The organism is Mammaliicoccus sp. I-M35 (assembly GCF_022386455.1).
Lineage (GTDB): Bacteria > Bacillota > Bacilli > Staphylococcales > Staphylococcaceae > Mammaliicoccus > Mammaliicoccus sciuri_A.
Genome location: NZ_JAJNIL010000008.1, coordinates 1 through 16,457, shown reverse-complemented (window position 1 = coordinate 16,457; position 16,457 = coordinate 1). Strand labels below are relative to the sequence as shown.

The window sequence follows — 16,457 nt, the reverse complement described above, 5'->3', positions numbered from 1 at the left end:
CACTACTTTCTTTTATCTATTTTTTGAGCTATAAAGTTTCCTAACATTTGTATGATAAACACACTGATAATGATGATGATGATTGAGAAATACATGATTTCATTCTCATAACTTTGGTAACCGTATCTGATTGCGAAATCACCTATTCCTCCACCGCCGACAATACCCATGACTGTTGAATAAGACACCATGCTTACTGTCGTCGTTGTATATGCCAATATAATGCCGCTACGTGATTCAACTAATATGAAATTCCAAATATATTTATATGTTGTGGCACCTAGAGATTCTGCTAAGACTTTAATATCACCAGGAATATCTAATAATACTTGTTCAACCAATCTTGAAAATATCGCAATACCTACAATACTTAAAGGGATAATCGATGGATATGGACCAAATGCACTCCCTAAAATCATGCGTGTAAGTGGGATTAAACTGATTACAAATAGTAAGTACGGGAATGAACGTATAAATGTAATTAAGAAATTAAATGACCAATAATAATTGATATTTAACGCTTTAATACTTGGGTTTGATAAAAATAATGCGATGCCTAGAGGTAGTCCAACTAGTAAAGTGATGAGCATCGAATAACCTAACATGATGCACGTTTCTTGTAAGGACTGAATCAATTCTGGTAAGTAGTAATTTATTTTCTCTAAAAATGTCATTCTTCTAAACTCTGCCTAACATTCTCTAAATAAGAATTCGTGTTTCTTTCTACACTTATTACTTTATTATCCATAACCTCTAACAATTGACCGTCCTCCATAACACATACTTTTTCACATAATTGTTTAACAACACTCAATTCATGCGTCACAAAAATAATCGTAATGTTGTATGCTTTATTCACTTTCTTCAACATCTTAATGATGATTTCCGTGTTATGTTCATCTAAACTACTTGTCGCCTCATCACACAATAAAATATCCGGGTTTCTCACGAGCGCTCTTGCTAATGCAACACGTTGTTTCTCTCCACCGGATAATTGTGCTGGATAATAATCCTTTTTATCATTTAACCCTACAAACCCTATTAATTCATCTACTTTTGCATTATCTTGCTGATTAATAATTTTTAAAGGCAAAGCGATATTTTGCTGAACGTTAAGATTATTCAACAAATTATAATTTTGAAATACCATGCCTATTTTTTCTTTATACTTCCTTACAACACGCTTTGATAATGCTTCTGTATCTTTCCCGTCAAAAACAATGCGCCCTTCTGTTGGTTGTTCTATTAAATTCAGTAATCTCAGTAACGTCGACTTTCCCGAACCACTTTTTCCGACAATACCTGTAACAGATCCTGGTTCTATCGTTAAAGAAAAATCTTTTATAGCAAAATTGTCATTATATTTTTTTGAAACATTTTCTAATTTATACAACTTTATACTCCTGTAAAATTATTTTAAAAAGGAAATCTATTTTCATTATCTAATAATTGAAATCGATAATCAATATCAATTAATACATTTAAGTATTCTTTCTTTCACAACAATGTAAAAAGTTGAGTCCTTTCAACCTTATCTAGTATGATAGACTTGTAATGAAGATATCTTTTCTAAAAGGAGCGAAAGTAAAATGAACGAAGCAGCAAAAACATTAGATGGTTGGTACAGCTTACATTTATTTTATGCAATTGATTGGGCAAGCTTAAAAACTGTACCTGAAGAAGATCGAAACACAATGATCGGCGAATTCAAGACTTTCCTTGAAGCGTTGGAAACAGTTCATAATAATAAAGAAGGTTCTCATGCTTTCTATAACATAACAGGCCAAAAAGCAGATTTAATGTTATGGTTCTTAAGACCAGACGTTAAACAATTAAATGCCTTAGAAAATGAATTTAACAAGTTAGATATTAGCGACTTCTTAATTCCAACATATTCATACGTATCAATCGTAGAACTTTCAAACTATCTTGCAGGTGACTCTAACGAAGATCCATATGAAAACCCACATGTTAAAGCAAGATTATATCCAGAAGTACCACGTTCAGAGTACGTATGTTTCTACCCAATGGATAAAAGACGTGACGGCGAAGACAACTGGTATATGTTAGATATGGATCATAGACGTAGCCTAATGCGCTCACACGGTTTAATCGGACGTAGTTATGCAGGTAAAGTAAAACAATTTATTACAGGTTCAGTAGGACTAGACGATTACGAATGGGGCGTAACATTATTCAGTGATGACATGTTACAATTCAAGAAATTAATCTATGAAATGCGTTTCGACGAAGTATCAGCTAGATATGGTGACTTCGGAGCATTCTATGTAGGTAATATATTAAATATTGATGAATTAGATACATTCTTTAAATTGAAATAATATAGAAAGAGCCTGGAACTTCACTCAGTTCCAGGCTCTTCATAATTTGAGTGCTAATGATGTTGATTTCCAGGCCGATAATTTTATTTATCGGCCTGGAAATTCCGTTTTCGGGTCGATATTTATTTTTATCGGACTGGAAATCCTGTTTTCGGGCCGATATTTTTATTTATCGGCCTGGAAATCCCGTTTTCGGGTCGATATTTATTTTTATCGGCCTGGAAATTCCGTTTTCGGGTCGATATTTTATTTTACCGGCCTGGTAATCCTGTTTTCGGGTCGATATTTATTTTTATCGGACTGGAAATCCCGTTTTCGGGTCGATTTTTTTATTTATCGGCCTGTAAATCTTGTTTCTGGACCGATAATTATTTTTATCGGTCCAGAATATTAATTAAGGCTGGAACATAATATAATATCCCAGCCTCAATCTCCTTGCCATCTATATTTAACTAAATATATTAATGAATAATGTAACAATTGGTACGCCTAGTAAATCTATTAGGAAGGCGCCAACTACTGGGACTACTAAATATGCTTTTGGTGATGCACCGAATTTTTTAGTTATAACATCTAAGTTAGCCATGGCATTTGGTGTTGCGCCTAGTCCATGTCCGATAAATCCACCTATCATAACTGCTGCATCATAATTTTTACCTAGTCCTCTAAACACGACAAATACTGAGAATAGTACGATAAATACAATTTGTACTAATACAATAATTGTTAACGGTAGTGCCAATTGATAAATTTCTGTTAATTTAATACTCATTAACGCGATTGATAAGAATAAACTTAATGAAACATCACTTACTTGGTTTGTAATTTTCATATCAATAATGTTTAAGTTTCCGTAATCAGAGATGTTTCTTATGATAACTGCGACAAACATTGCCCCAACATACACAGGAATATTAATACCTGTTAAATTTGTAAATCCATCTCCAATATATGTACCAATCGCCATACATACTGCAATAATTGTAAATTGAACAATAAATACTGTTGTAGGGTTCATTCTACTATGTAAGTTCTCGTTATATCCCACTTCGCTAAAATCAATACCTGTATCTTTAGCATCTCCAGGTTTCAAATCAAACTTTTTAATTAAATATCGAACAACAGGGCCACCTATTAATCCACCAGCAACAAGTCCTAATGTCGCTGCAGCAAGTGCCGCTGTTACCGCAGAGTCTACACCTAATGATTCTAAAGTCTTACCGTATGCCGCTGCATTACCATGACCACCTTCCATGGACATTGATCCAGCAGTTAAGCCAAGTAGTGGTGGAATATTTAATACTTTAGATAATGACACACCGATTACATTTTGACAAAATGCTAAAATTCCGCAAAAAATAAAATATAAAATCAGTACTCTTCCACCAAGTTTTAATAATTTTAATGACGCACCTAAACCTATTGTTGTAAAGAATGCCAACATAAAGAAGTCCTGTAGAAAATCAGAATCTAATTTAATTGTAATGACATTTAATGATTGTAAAATAGCAACTACAATAGCAAATAACAAGCCACCTATAACAGGTGCTGGAATACATAAACGTCTCAATATAGAAACTTTATTTACAATACCCTCACCTAATAAAAGTAAGACACATGCTATAGCTAAAGTTGTGACAGCATCAAACTGTAACATCATCGTTCCCCCTAAAACCTTATATTTTTATCTAGAAATCGTTTTCAAACACTGATGAACATTATACCTATCTCAAGTAAAGAATGCTACCTTCTATAAAACAAAAATAAAATAATTTCACAAAAAACTAATTATACAATTATTTTAAGTTGAAAAATGTTACTAATAATAAAAAACCAGACTAACGTCACTCGCTAGTCTGGCTTACTATTTATTTATTTTTTCACTTCTGTTTTGGCTTCTAAGTCTATCATTTCTTCTTTTGTCTTATCTAATACTAAATAGTTTAGCTCGTCGTTCGTCATTTTCTTAAGTGATGGATATCTTATCATAAAGAATACAATACCAAGCACTAACCAAATGAACAATGCGATATAAGAAGGTAATGATAAACTTGCTGGTGATCCTGGGATAAGTAATAATCCTAAGAATATACCAGCGATAATTGCACCGATAATCGCAAATGTTTTGTATTTTGGATGATACATCATGCTTCGTTTATCGTATGAAAATAGTTTGAATGCTGATAAACATGTTATGAAGTAAGCGATTGATACACCTGTTGATGACATATCTACAATCCATGTTAATGCTGTTCTACCTAACCATGGTGCAGCGAGTGCCAATACTAATATAAATATAATACTAATATAAGGTGTATTATATTTTGGGTGTAACTTTTTAAAGACGCTTGGCATAACAGATGCTCTACCCATAGAGAATAACAATCTACTTGAACTCATAAAGAATCCGTTCAATCCTGTGAATATCCCCATCAATATTGCGACGATTAATACTGCTAAACCAACAAACGAGAAGGCTTCTTGAACGACTGAACCTGTCACCCATAAATCTCCACCTACAGATGATGCATCTTTAAATAACCAACTTGTTAAAAGTATCATCATCACATAAGTAAGCGCTGATGCGATCAAACTAAATACGATTAACTTGAACGTCTTACTTGGTGAAAAGTTAAATTCTTCTGCCGTTTGCGGAATATTATCAAAGCCTACATATGCCCATGGTGCAACTGCCAGAATTACAACAATTGAGGCAAGCCAACCCATGTCATTATTGACAACAGGCTTAAGATTTGAGAATGAAAAATCATGCGTGAAAAATGATCCTGCAAATAAAAGTATGACAACAACTGCTAATACCACACAGAATATATATTGCAGACTTCCTGAAAAACTAGAACCTTTTATACTTATCCAAGCAAATATTAACAATATAAGTGAAGATAGTATAATTTCAGTTATGTACACATCCCAACCTGCTACTGTATATAATTTACCTTGTTCTAAAAATCCCGGCATAATAAATTTAAAAAGCAAACTAAATGCAGAGGCGTTTAAAGCAACGATACAAATATATCCAAAAGTTAAAAACCATGATGAGAAGAATGATACATATTTACCGAATCCTAAGTATCCGAATGCAAAAGCACCACCTGATACTGGAAACTTTTCAACTAATGCACCGTAACTAACGGCAATAACAATCATCAATAATGCCCCGATAAATATACCGATTGAAGCGCCTAATGGTCCAGCCTGACTAATCCAGTCACCTGGTAGTATAAATGCACCCCAACCTATACTTGAGCCGTAAGCAATGGCCCATACAAATTTTTCTGATAAGTTCTGATCTAAATTTCCTCTTGATAAATCTTTCTTTTTCCTAGCCATACATGTTCCACCCTTATTTTTTTAAATTTCGTGAAACGTAATTAACCTTTAATTAAATTTTCCAAACAGCAATTACGAGTAATAACCAACTTGCTATAAATAACACGCCGCCAATTGGTGTAATAGCGCCAAGTATTTTAATTTGAGTTACAGCAAGTATATATAATGAACCACTAAAGAATACTATGCCAAACGTCATTAACCATCCAGCTACGTTTAAACTGATAGATGTTGTGCCCGAAATAATACCAATTAATATTAAACCGAGTGCATGATACATTTGGTATGTTGTTGCTTTACCCCATATATCTAAGTATTTAGCCGATAATTTATTTTCTAAACCATGTGCCCCAAATGCACCTGCTGCTACAGCGATCATTGCATTAATTGCACCTATTATAATAAATAATTTCATTTGTTATCTCCCTTTCTTATTTAAAAATCAAATATTGAATCTCCGTTACCTATACCATCATCTGTTATTAATTGATTGTCTGTTTTATTTACAGATGGTTCGTTACGCACTTTACCACCCATTTTTCTAATTTCTTCATCTGAAATTTGTGGTTTTGCTTTTGGTGTTGGTTTAGGTGTAGAAGAAATATTTTGTTCTACTTTAATATCGTGCGTTAAATCGTCTTCTTTATCTACCAATCCACTTAACGTATGAATGGCATGCATGTGGCGATTAAAGACTTCATTTGTTGAAGCATTGTCAGCAGCAACGAGTTCTTCTTCTATTGCAGCAATTAATTGTGATCTACTTATCATTAAATGTCACCTCCACACCAATTAATGGGTTCTTTGCCACTCGCAATAAGATATTCATTCGTCTTACTAAATGGTTTAGACCCAAAGAATCCTCTATAAGCCGATAATGGACTTGGATGTACAGATTGTATAATATGATGGCGTTCTGTATCAATAAGCTTGATCTTAGATTGTGCAGGTTTACCCCAAAGTATAAACACAACATCTTCTAATTCACTGGAAACATGTTTAATAATTTCATCCGTGAATATTTCCCAACCAATATTTTTATGTGAATGTGCTTGATGCGCTTCTACTGTTAAGACGGTGTTTAAAAGTAATACACCTTCCTTAGCCCAATCTTGCAAGTGAGGTGTCGTTCTCTTACAACCTATATCGTCTTCTAATTCTTTATAAATATTTCTTAATGAAGGTGGGAATTTTGCGTCTGGTTGTACTGAAAAAGCTAAGCCATGCGCTTGATTCGGACCATGATAAGGATCTTGCCCGAGAATAACCACTTTCACATGATCTAAAGGTGTTAAATCAAATGCTTGATAAATATTTTCTCTATCAGGATAAATCGTCTTACTTTTATATGCTTCTTCTAAAAATGACTCCATTTCTGAAAAATCATGTTCGGATTTTATTTTATGAAATATTTGTTGCCAATCCATATTATTCACCTCAATAAAAATGATAACATAGCACTCAAGAAAAGGTCATAACTATTTTTTACAATTAAAAAACGTGATATGATGAAATATATGAATTATTGGGAGGAATCATCAATGGCATTAAAAAAAGTCTTAACAATAGCAGGATCAGACACAAGTGCTGGAGCTGGAATGCAAGCAGATTTAAAGACATTCCAAGAGCATGACACATATGGAATGGTTGCATTAACAGCAGTCGTTACAATGGACCCACAAACATGGTCACACGACGTAACACCATTACCTCTTGATTTACTAGATAAACAATTAAACACAGCTATTTCAATCGGACCAGATGCAATAAAAACAGGTATGCTTGGTTCTGAAGAAATTATTAAACGTGCACGTCAAACATATGACGAAGCAGACGCTGAAATTTTCGTAGTTGACCCTGTAATGGTATGTAAAGGTGAAGACGAAGTACTTAACCCGGGAAATACTGATGCAATGATCAAAGAACTATTACCAAAAGCAACAGTCGTTACACCAAATTTATTTGAAGCAGGTCAACTATCAGGTATAGGTAAACTAACTTCAATTGATGATATGAAAAAAGCAGCAGAAAAAATCCACGAACTTGGTGCACAATATGTTGTCATTAAAGGTGGAAAAGCTCTAGAATCAGATAAAGCTTATGACTTATACTATGACGGACAAAAGCATGTCCTATTATCAACAGATAAATTCCAATCAAGTTATAACCACGGTGCAGGTTGTACATTCGCAGCAGCAACAACAGCTAACTTAGCAAACGGCGAATCACCAGAAGATGCAATCATTCATGCAAAAGCATTCGTAGCATCAGCTATTAAAAACGGTTGGAAAATGAACGACTTCGTAGGTCCAGTAGATCACGGCGCTTCAAACCGTATCGAAAAAATAGAAGTATATACTGAAGAAGTATAATAAAAAGCTGTACGCGTGTGCGTACAGCTTCATAATGTCGACAAGGTCTTAGACTTTGTTGGCATTTTTTTGTGGGGAAGCTAGGAGGTTGTTTCTATTGGGGTTAACGACGGGAGCGGGGGTAGCGGGAGCGTTGTGAACACTTCTGGCTAAACTTGTTCATAACGGGGGCGTTGTGAACACTTCTCGCCAAACTTGTTCGTAACGGGGGTGTTGTGAACATTTCTGGCTAAACTTGTTCATAATGGGGGCGTTGTGAACACTTCTGGCTAAACTTGTTCATAACGGGGGCGTTAATTACAAAACTCGGCCAAAGTGTTACTATCGACCGCCTTAGTTACAAAACTCGGTCGAAGTGTTACTAAGGACAGCCTTATTTACAAAACTCGGCCGAAGTGTTACTAAGGACAGCCTTATTTACAAAACTCGGCCGAAGTGTTACTAAGGACGTCTATAGTTACAAAACTCAGCCGAAATGTTACTATAGACAGCCTTAATTACAAAACTCGGCTGAAATGTTACTATGGACCGCTATAATTACAAAACTCAGCCAAAATGTTACTAACGGCCGCCTTATTTACAAAACTCGTAACAACTGTAAACATGGCACTCAGTATTTGCACTTTCAGCCAAAACTGCTAATAACTGCCCCACTATTTGCACCTTCACCCAAAACTGCTTTTAACGATAAGAGTCCACCACATGGAATTCTCACAACCAACACCCAAATATAAACAAAAGCCGAGACAACATTTCTTGTCTCGGCTTCATTCAATACGATACGCACATGCGTACAGCTTTTCTATTATGATTTCATGATACTAAATTCTGCTGTGACTTTTGCCACTTCTTTGCGGTTCTTAAATAATGTCATTTGATATTGATAAAATGCATTATCTCCCTCTTTTGTTTCATTTAAACATTCTAATTCTGCGATGTAATTTTCTAATGTCATAATACGTTCTGTCTGTTCAAACTCACTTTTAATTTGTTTAAGTTTTGTATCATTTCTCATAAATGGCTTAAAACTATTAAACTTTCGAAGTACGCTTAATAAGTATTGAACTGGTACTTCTTCATAGTACTGATATCCCATTATATTACAATAATCTAAAACCGCTTCATCGTTAAATGAAATGCGCATTGTTTCCAATAATTCCACCCGCCATTTCTTGAGGCTAATCTCAGTTGTAATTGTACTTTAAAGAGTATCATCATTCAAGTGAATTTTTACTATGACTTATTACTCTAAATGTCTTCTTCTTCACTTAAATACGCATTATTATCTAGTATAACTTCTACATTAGGATGATTATACAAAACAGATGCTGGTAAGTCTGTTGTAATGTCACCTGTTAATAATCGTTTAATCGCTTCTGCTTTCTTCGGTCCATAAGCTAATAGAATTATACGTTTAGCTTTCATAATAGATTGAATACCCATAGAAATGGCTTGTTCTGGTACTTCTTCAATTGTTTCAAAATATCTACTATTCGCTTCTATTGTAGACTCCGTTAAATTCACAATACTTGTCACACTATCAAATGGAGTGCCTGGTTCATTGAAACCAATATGACCATTTTCTCCAATACCAAGTATTTGAACATCTATTGGTCCTTCTTGATCTAATAATGCTTCATAACGTTTCGTTTCTGCTTCTAAATCTTCTGCCGAACCGTTTGGTAAATGTATTCGCGATTCATTCCAAGATGGTAAATGATTAAAGAGTACGTCATGCATATATGTGTAGTAACTTTCTGGATGATCATAATCGATACCAATATATTCATCTAAATTAAATGTCGTGATTTCACTCAAATCAATTTCATTAATTCTAATCAAGTTCACAAGTTGTTCGTATACACGAACCATCGTTCCACCAGTCGCTAATCCAAGCACACTTTTTTTATTTGAAATAATTTGCTTTAATAACTCATTCGCAACATAGTGGCATGCTTCCTCTTTAGATCCTAAATTCATGATTTGCATAATTATCCCTCTATTTCTTTTATAAATCTTTTCGCTATTTCTAAAGGTCTCGTAATAGCGCCGCCAACAACTGTACAATGTACGCCTAAATCTGTTACACGTTTAAACATTTCAGGGGTAATAACGTTTCCTTCTGCGATTACTTTTGCGTTAACATTGTCTAATACTTCTTTTAAAAATTGAAAATCATTTTCGTATAATACATGACCTTTTGTATATTCTGTATAACCTCTTAAAGTTGTACCTACATAATCGAATCCTAATTTATCAGCCTGAATAGCTTCTTCTAAATCAGAGACATCTGCCATAATTTCAACGTTTGGTGCATGCTCTCTAATATATGAAACAAGTTCTTCAAGTGACTCTTTAGGTCTTTCTTGTTTCGTCGCATCTAACGCAATAACTTCACAACCACTTTCAATTAATTCATCGACTTCTTTTGAAGTTGCTGTGATAAATACTTTTGAACCTTCATAATCACGTTTTACAATGCCGATTACCGGTAAATCAACTTCTTCTTTAATAGCAATAATATCTTCTTTCGTATTCGCTCTAATACCTTTAGCACCTGCTTGAGATGCAGCTAACGCCATCCTACTCATAATAAAAGATGAATGTAATGGTTCATCCGGTAAAGCCTGACATGACACGATTAATCCTTGTGGTAACATTTATAAAAACACTCCTTATTGATTTTCTAACGCTTCTTCTACTTCATTTTTTATAGTCGTAACATGCGGACCATAAATGATTTGAATACCTGTTCCTTTTTTGACGATACCTCTTGATTCTGTCGTCTTAATGAGTTCTTCGTTGAACAAATACTCATCATTAATCGTTACACGTAATCTTGTAGCGCAACAATCGACTGTATCTATGTTTTCTTTTCCACCTAAACCTTTAATGATTGTTTCGGCACGTTCACTTGCTTCAACAGTTTGAACCGCTTCACTATCTTCACGTCCTGGTGTCTTAAAGTTAAATTTCGTAATTAAAAATCTAAAAGTCACATAGTATAAGAAGAACCAAACTATACCGATAGGAATGACTAATAAATAGTTCGTCTTACTATTCCCTTGTAACACACCGAAGAGGATATAATCAATGAATCCGCCACTAAAGGTTTGACCGACAGTGATGTTAAATATGTCAGCCATCATAAATGCTAAACCATCAAATATTGCATGGATAACATATAATACTGGTGCTATGAATAAGAAACTGAATTCAAGTGGTTCAGTAATACCTGTTAAGAATGATGTTAATGCTGCAGAAAGCATTAAGCCACCTACTACTTTTTTCTTCTCTGGTTTAGCTGTGTGGTAAATTGCTAAAGCTGCACCAAGTAATCCGAACATCATTGTAATAAAACGACCAGACATGTATCTTGAAATACCTGAATAATAATGTGTTAAATCTGCATCTCCTAATTGTGCGAAGAAGATATTTTGAGTCCCTTGTATAATTTTCCCGTTGATTTCCATCGTACCACCAAGTGCAGTTTGCCAGAATGGTAAGTAGAATATATGATGTAAGCCAAATGGCCCAAGCATACGTAATATAAATCCATAAATAAACGTCCCGATGACTCCTGTTTTATTAACAAGACCACCCGCATTGAATATCCAACCTTGAATCGTTGGCCAAACAAAGAACAAAATAACACCTAGTACGATTGACGCAATTGACGTTACAATCGGTACGAATCTCGATCCACCAAAGAACCCTAAGAACGGTGGCAATGTGATTTTGTTATATTTATTGTGTAGCATGGCAGTCATAATACCGACGATAATCCCACCGAACACACCTGTTTCGACAGTTTGAATACCTAATACCATACCTTGTCCTGCTTTAGCTAATGCTTCTGGTGCTGCAACATTATCCGTAATCGTTAATAATGCGTTCATCGTCGCATTCATAATTAAGAATCCTAACATTGCTGCTAAACCTGCTGTACCTTTATCACTTCTTGCTAAGCCTATCGCAACCCCGATTGCGAATAATACTGGTAAATTCGCAAAAACGATATTCCCCGCTGATGACATCAAAATAAATATATACTGTAATAAATCTACGTCTAAAATCGGATATGCTTTAATTGTGTTTGGATTACTTAAAGCACCACCGATACCTAATAACAACCCTGCTGCAGGTAAAATTGCTATAGGTAACATAAATGATTTCCCGAATTGTTGTGCTTTATCAAAAATTTTACTCATTCGAACACCTACCTCCCTATTTACCCTAAATATAACACCATGAAAATTATAGTCAACTTTATTATTTGTTTTGAAAAATCTTTTCAATTATAATGTTATTTATTCTATAAATTGAGGTGTCCTTCATGAATTTTGAAAATCGTATTCAACAATTTTCATACCTTTTCACAAAATCTGATGAAAAGATTGCTAGATTTATACTCGATCATCCAGTTGGCGATCATTTTTCAACAATTACTTCTTTAGCTTATGCAATTGGTGTATCAACTTCTAGCATTACAAGATTTAGTCATAAATTGAACTATCAACATTTTCAAGATATGAAGTTCAATATTCAACAAACTTATGAGAAGACGGATATTCAAAATGTTCCGCTCATTAAAAGAATCCATGAATATCATCAAACGCTTATACAACAAACTGGTGAATTTATATCTAACGATAAAATTAATCAACTGATTGATATTTTAACTAATAGTCGACAAACACTTTTTGCAGGTTTAGGGAGTTCTGGTTTAACAGCAACTGAATTCTATTATCGAACGATGAGAATGGGCATAGCCGGAAGTTCTGTAACTGATGCGCATCAAATGAAAATTGGGGCTTCGCTATTAAATAGAAATGATGCGTTAATTGCTTTTTCTAATAGTGGTAAGACAGAAGAACTGATTAATGCTGCTAAAATTGCGAAATCTCAAGGGGCAACTGTTATTGCGATTACAAACTATGCTGGCAGTGAACTGACTGCTTATTCTGACATTGTCATCATGACGATTGATCAAACGAGAGTGAACGATAAACAATTCATTAACACACAAATTTCAGCACATTTCTTGATTGATGTGGTCAGTTATATGTTGTTAGAGCGCCAAGATAATATGAATCTTTATCAGCATACGAGAGATGTCATACTTCAAGACAATAAATCATAACTTGTGAGCAGAATGTATATAAATTTACTCAAGAATTTAGTAGAATAGTAAAGTATATACTATGAGGAGTGAAAGGCATGGAATTAATTCAAGTAGATCAAGTACAATCACTAATATCGGAATATGAAAATAAGCCAGTTTATCTCCATGTAGAAACAACAAATGGTGCTTATGCAAACCATTTTGATAGCAAAGTATTTAATGCTGGTACATTTTTAAGAAATATTCAAGTTACTTTTACACACGCACATTTAACGGGTGGTAATAAAGAACCTTATCGTGTTGGTTTAAAATTAGACAACAACGGTTGGGTTTATGTTCAAGGATTAACACATTATGAAGTAACTGAAAATAACGAACTATTAATAGCGGGACTAAATTATGAAGGACAACTTGCTGCAACTTTAGAAATTAGTAGCAATCCTTTCAAGGATTAAGAGGTGAATACAATGAATGACGAAAGACAAGTATTAGTTATTTTTCCACATCCAGACGACGAAGCATTTGGAACATCTGGTACATTAAGTAAGTTCGTGGACAATGGTACACCAGTAACTTACGCATGTTTAACGTTAGGACAGATGGGCCGTAACCTAGGTAACCCACCTTTTGCTACACGTGAATCTTTACCATTTATAAGAGAACGTGAATTAGATGCAGCAGCTGAAGCGATCGGTATCACGGATTTAAGAAAAATGGGCTATAGAGATAAAACAATCGAATTTGAACCTAAAGATGAATTAGATAATATGGTAAAATCATTAATAGATGAACTTAACCCATCATTGATTATTTCATTCTATCCTGGTTATTCCGTTCACCCTGACCATGAAGCAACTGCAGAATCAGTTGTAAGAACAGTCAGTCGTATGGAAGCATCAGCGAGACCTAAATTACACCTTGTGGCATTTAGTAATGACACTTACAGCGATTTAGGAGAACCGGATATTAATATAGATATTACTGGATACGAAGAACGCAAGATGAAAGTCCTTAAAGCTCATGCGTCTCAAACAGGTCCAATGTTACAAAACCTTGCTTCAAATACTCAAGAAGGTGAAGCGGCTAAAGATATGTGGATGAAGACAGAACATTTCTGGACATATCATATTGAATAGATAGTGGAGGCAATGTGAATGACACAATTAGATTTATCAACACGTGAAGCGCGCTGGAAATATTTCGGTTCAGTTGACCCTATTAAAGGTACAAAGCCAACTGAAAAAGAAAAGATGCCTGATTTACAAAGCTCTAAGAAAGATTTCCTGTTCGAAATTGAACATGTTGGTATTAAGAACTTAATTTACCCTGTAAGAATTGATGATTTTCAAACAGTTGGAAACTTCGAATTTTCAACTAGTTTAAATCAAGACGAAAAAGGTATTAATATGAGCCGTATTATCGAAAGTGTTGAAAAACATTATGATAACGGTGTAAAACTAGATTTCGATCATCTAACAACATTATTAAATACACTACAAACTGCAATGATTCAAAATACTGCATCAGTTGACGTAACAGCAAAATGGTTCTTTAACCGCTTTAGCCCAGTTACAAACCAAAAGGCAGTCGGTCATGCAGATATTAGATATATCTTATCCGTTTCAGAAGATAAAATAACAAAGAAATCTTTAGGTATAGAAGTACCTGTAACAACGTTATGCCCATGTTCTAAAGAAATTAGTGAATACTCAGCTCATAATCAGCGTGGTATTATCACAGTCCTAATTGATTTAGATCCAGAAGTAAGCCTACCAGATAACTACAAAGATATTGTATTAGACGGTATGGAGGCTAACGCAAGTTCAATGTTATACCCAATCTTGAAACGAACAGACGAAAAAGCCGTTACAGAAAGAGCATATGAGAATCCAAGATTTGTAGAAGATTTAATTAGATTAGTAGCAGCTGATTTAGTAGAATTAGATTGGATTCAAGGATTCGAAATCGAATGCCGAAACGAAGAATCTATACATCAACACGATGCATTCGCAAGATTAAAATATACTAAGTAATTTAAATAGAGAACGGACCGACGTAGAACAGTCGGTCCGTTTTTTTGAGTTGTGGATGTGGGAGGACTATTGGTTGATCTTCATGAAAGCAGTACAGTCATATTTATCTAATGACAGTAACTCATTCTTTTCATAAAAATTGATAGTCTTTTCTGATGTATCCGTCATTAATACAACTTGTCTGACATGATTAAATCGTTCTTTAATCATATTTAAAAGTTTGCTACCTATTCCGTTACCTTGATAATCAGGATCTATAAGAATATCTTGTACATATGCAATTGAATGGTCATCACTAATAACTCTAGTCAATCCCAGTAATTGATCATTATCCCATACAGTTACAAAGTAACATGCATTTTTTAATAGCACAGTCATATCTTCATTATTCTTTACATATACATCCCAGCCGACACTTAAATATAACTTTTGTAAATCCTCATTGCTAGGTATTCTCTTTATTGAATATTCCATAGTAATACCTCCTATTAATGCTTGATCATCAAGTTATCAAAATCACTTATTATTGCATTAAGGTAATTATACATTATTATGGTGGATTGTGATGTTATATGCGGTGGTACTCTCATTTTCGGGTCGATAAATTTTTTTATCGGCCTGTAAATCCTGTTTTCGGGTCGATAATTTTATTTATCGGCCTGCAAATCCTGTTTTCGGGTCGATAAATTTTTTTATCGGCCTGTAAATCCCGTTTTCGGGTCGATAATTATTTTTATCGGCCTGCAAATCTCGTTTTCGGGTCGATAATTTTATTTATCGGCCTGCAAATCCTGTTTTCGGGTCGATAAATTTATTTATCGGCCTGCAAATCCAGTTTTCGGGTCGATATTTTATTTTTTCGGCCTGGAAATCCTGTTTTCGGGTCGATAATTTTTTTATCGGCCTGCAAATCCCATTTCTGGACCGTTAATTTTCCGTACCGGCCCGTATTTCTCGTTTCTGGACCGGTAAATTTTCGTATCGGTCCATATTTCTCTTTTCTGGACCGATAATTTTCCGTATCGGTCCATATTTTCCGTTTCTGGACCGATAATTTTCCGTATCGGTCCATATTTCTCACTCGCATCCCGACATTTCCATCTTTCTCTATAAAGAAAAGAGCAACAGCCTAAGCTGTTGCTCCAGAGTGTCGACAAAGTCTTAGACTTTGCCGGCATTTTTTTATGCGCATGCTTTCCGCGGGCATGTTCTCAGCCTGTAGTCTTCGAATCAT

General features: G+C 34.6%; 18 protein-coding genes. 6 read left to right on the top strand and 12 right to left on the bottom strand.

Going from position 1 to position 16,457, the window contains the following annotated elements; all coding sequences use genetic code 11:
* Window positions 1-2: 2 nt before the first annotated feature.
* Window positions 3-674, bottom strand: a complete 672-nt coding sequence (emtB, locus tag LQ679_RS09980; protein ID WP_037589948.1) for a metal ABC transporter permease EmtB — start codon at window positions 672-674, stop codon at window positions 3-5.
* The gene (locus tag LQ679_RS09975; RefSeq protein ID WP_239762607.1) at window positions 671-1,393 is read right to left on the bottom strand and encodes an ATP-binding cassette domain-containing protein; all 723 of its coding nucleotides are present in this window, start codon (window positions 1,391-1,393) and stop codon (window positions 671-673) included. Before LQ679_RS09975 ends, emtB begins: the two co-directional genes overlap by 4 nt.
* 196 nt (window positions 1,394-1,589) lie before the next feature.
* Here LQ679_RS09975 and hemQ point away from each other — a divergent pair, with 196 nt between their 5' ends.
* Window positions 1,590-2,342 carry a hydrogen peroxide-dependent heme synthase gene (hemQ, locus tag LQ679_RS09970; RefSeq protein WP_239762598.1) on the top strand — a complete coding sequence of 251 codons (753 nt, stop codon included), beginning with the start codon at window positions 1,590-1,592 and terminating at the stop codon, window positions 2,340-2,342.
* Window positions 2,343-2,790: 448 nt separating this feature from the next.
* Here hemQ and gltS read toward each other — a convergent pair whose 3' ends face one another.
* The 5 genes from gltS to LQ679_RS09945 all read right to left on the bottom strand — a co-directional run bounded on the left by gltS (window position 2,791) and on the right by LQ679_RS09945 (window position 7,120).
* Complete coding sequence (gltS, locus tag LQ679_RS09965) at window positions 2,791-3,999, bottom strand: sodium/glutamate symporter (RefSeq protein WP_037589945.1); 1,209 nt, start codon at window positions 3,997-3,999, stop codon at window positions 2,791-2,793.
* Window positions 4,000-4,214: 215 nt separating this feature from the next.
* On the bottom strand, window positions 4,215-5,693 hold the full coding sequence (locus LQ679_RS09960; protein ID WP_048541410.1) for an APC family permease: 1,479 nt from the start codon (window positions 5,691-5,693) through the stop codon (window positions 4,215-4,217).
* Between the two features lie 52 nt (window positions 5,694-5,745).
* Window positions 5,746-6,108, bottom strand: coding sequence for a DUF423 domain-containing protein (locus tag LQ679_RS09955; protein ID WP_025904893.1), 363 nt, complete (start codon window positions 6,106-6,108; stop codon window positions 5,746-5,748).
* Between the two features lie 20 nt (window positions 6,109-6,128).
* Entirely contained in the window at window positions 6,129-6,464 is a 336-nt protein-coding gene (locus tag LQ679_RS09950; protein WP_239762595.1) for a DUF5327 family protein, read from the bottom strand.
* Window positions 6,464-7,120: a uracil-DNA glycosylase gene (locus LQ679_RS09945; RefSeq protein WP_103361275.1), complete on the bottom strand. Its 657-nt coding sequence runs from the start codon at window positions 7,118-7,120 to the stop codon at window positions 6,464-6,466. The genes LQ679_RS09950 and LQ679_RS09945 overlap by 1 nt, the downstream gene beginning before the upstream one ends.
* 114 nt (window positions 7,121-7,234) lie before the next feature.
* Here LQ679_RS09945 and thiD point away from each other — a divergent pair, with 114 nt between their 5' ends.
* Window positions 7,235-8,065: a bifunctional hydroxymethylpyrimidine kinase/phosphomethylpyrimidine kinase gene (gene thiD, locus LQ679_RS09940; RefSeq protein ID WP_239762593.1), complete on the top strand. Its 831-nt coding sequence runs from the start codon at window positions 7,235-7,237 to the stop codon at window positions 8,063-8,065.
* Window positions 8,066-8,870: 805 nt separating this feature from the next.
* On the opposite strand, the gene LQ679_RS09935 is transcribed toward thiD, so the two are convergent.
* The 4 genes from LQ679_RS09935 to LQ679_RS09920 form a co-directional block, all read right to left on the bottom strand.
* On the bottom strand, window positions 8,871-9,209 hold the full coding sequence (locus LQ679_RS09935) for a hypothetical protein (protein WP_239762715.1): 339 nt from the start codon (window positions 9,207-9,209) through the stop codon (window positions 8,871-8,873).
* A 104-nt stretch (window positions 9,210-9,313) separates the two neighbouring features.
* Complete coding sequence (gene nagB, locus LQ679_RS09930) at window positions 9,314-10,054, bottom strand: glucosamine-6-phosphate deaminase (protein WP_037589941.1); 741 nt, start codon at window positions 10,052-10,054, stop codon at window positions 9,314-9,316.
* 2 nt (window positions 10,055-10,056) lie between these two features.
* Window positions 10,057-10,725, bottom strand: a complete 669-nt coding sequence (locus tag LQ679_RS09925; protein WP_239762591.1) for an N-acetylmannosamine-6-phosphate 2-epimerase — start codon at window positions 10,723-10,725, stop codon at window positions 10,057-10,059.
* Window positions 10,726-10,740: 15 nt separating this feature from the next.
* On the bottom strand, window positions 10,741-12,276 hold the full coding sequence (locus tag LQ679_RS09920; protein WP_239762589.1) for a PTS transporter subunit EIIC: 1,536 nt from the start codon (window positions 12,274-12,276) through the stop codon (window positions 10,741-10,743).
* 125 nt (window positions 12,277-12,401) lie between these two features.
* Here LQ679_RS09920 and LQ679_RS09915 point away from each other — a divergent pair, with 125 nt between their 5' ends.
* From LQ679_RS09915 to folE2, 4 genes are all read left to right on the top strand, one after another.
* Window positions 12,402-13,208, top strand: coding sequence for a MurR/RpiR family transcriptional regulator (locus tag LQ679_RS09915; protein ID WP_048541392.1), 807 nt, complete (start codon window positions 12,402-12,404; stop codon window positions 13,206-13,208).
* Window positions 13,209-13,285: 77 nt separating this feature from the next.
* Window positions 13,286-13,645 (top strand): YojF family protein, encoded by a 360-nt coding sequence (locus LQ679_RS09910; protein ID WP_025904884.1) that lies wholly within the window; start codon window positions 13,286-13,288, stop codon window positions 13,643-13,645.
* Between the two features lie 12 nt (window positions 13,646-13,657).
* Window positions 13,658-14,326, top strand: a complete 669-nt coding sequence (gene bshB2 / locus LQ679_RS09905) for a bacillithiol biosynthesis deacetylase BshB2 (protein WP_037589936.1) — start codon at window positions 13,658-13,660, stop codon at window positions 14,324-14,326.
* An 18-nt stretch (window positions 14,327-14,344) separates the two neighbouring features.
* A complete protein-coding gene (gene folE2 / locus LQ679_RS09900) occupies window positions 14,345-15,223 on the top strand; it encodes a GTP cyclohydrolase FolE2 (RefSeq protein WP_037589935.1) in 879 nt (292 codons plus the stop codon).
* 66 nt (window positions 15,224-15,289) lie between these two features.
* Here folE2 and LQ679_RS09895 read toward each other — a convergent pair whose 3' ends face one another.
* On the bottom strand, window positions 15,290-15,697 hold the full coding sequence (locus LQ679_RS09895) for a GNAT family N-acetyltransferase (protein ID WP_206166508.1): 408 nt from the start codon (window positions 15,695-15,697) through the stop codon (window positions 15,290-15,292).
* Between the last annotated feature and the right edge of the window lie 760 nt (window positions 15,698-16,457).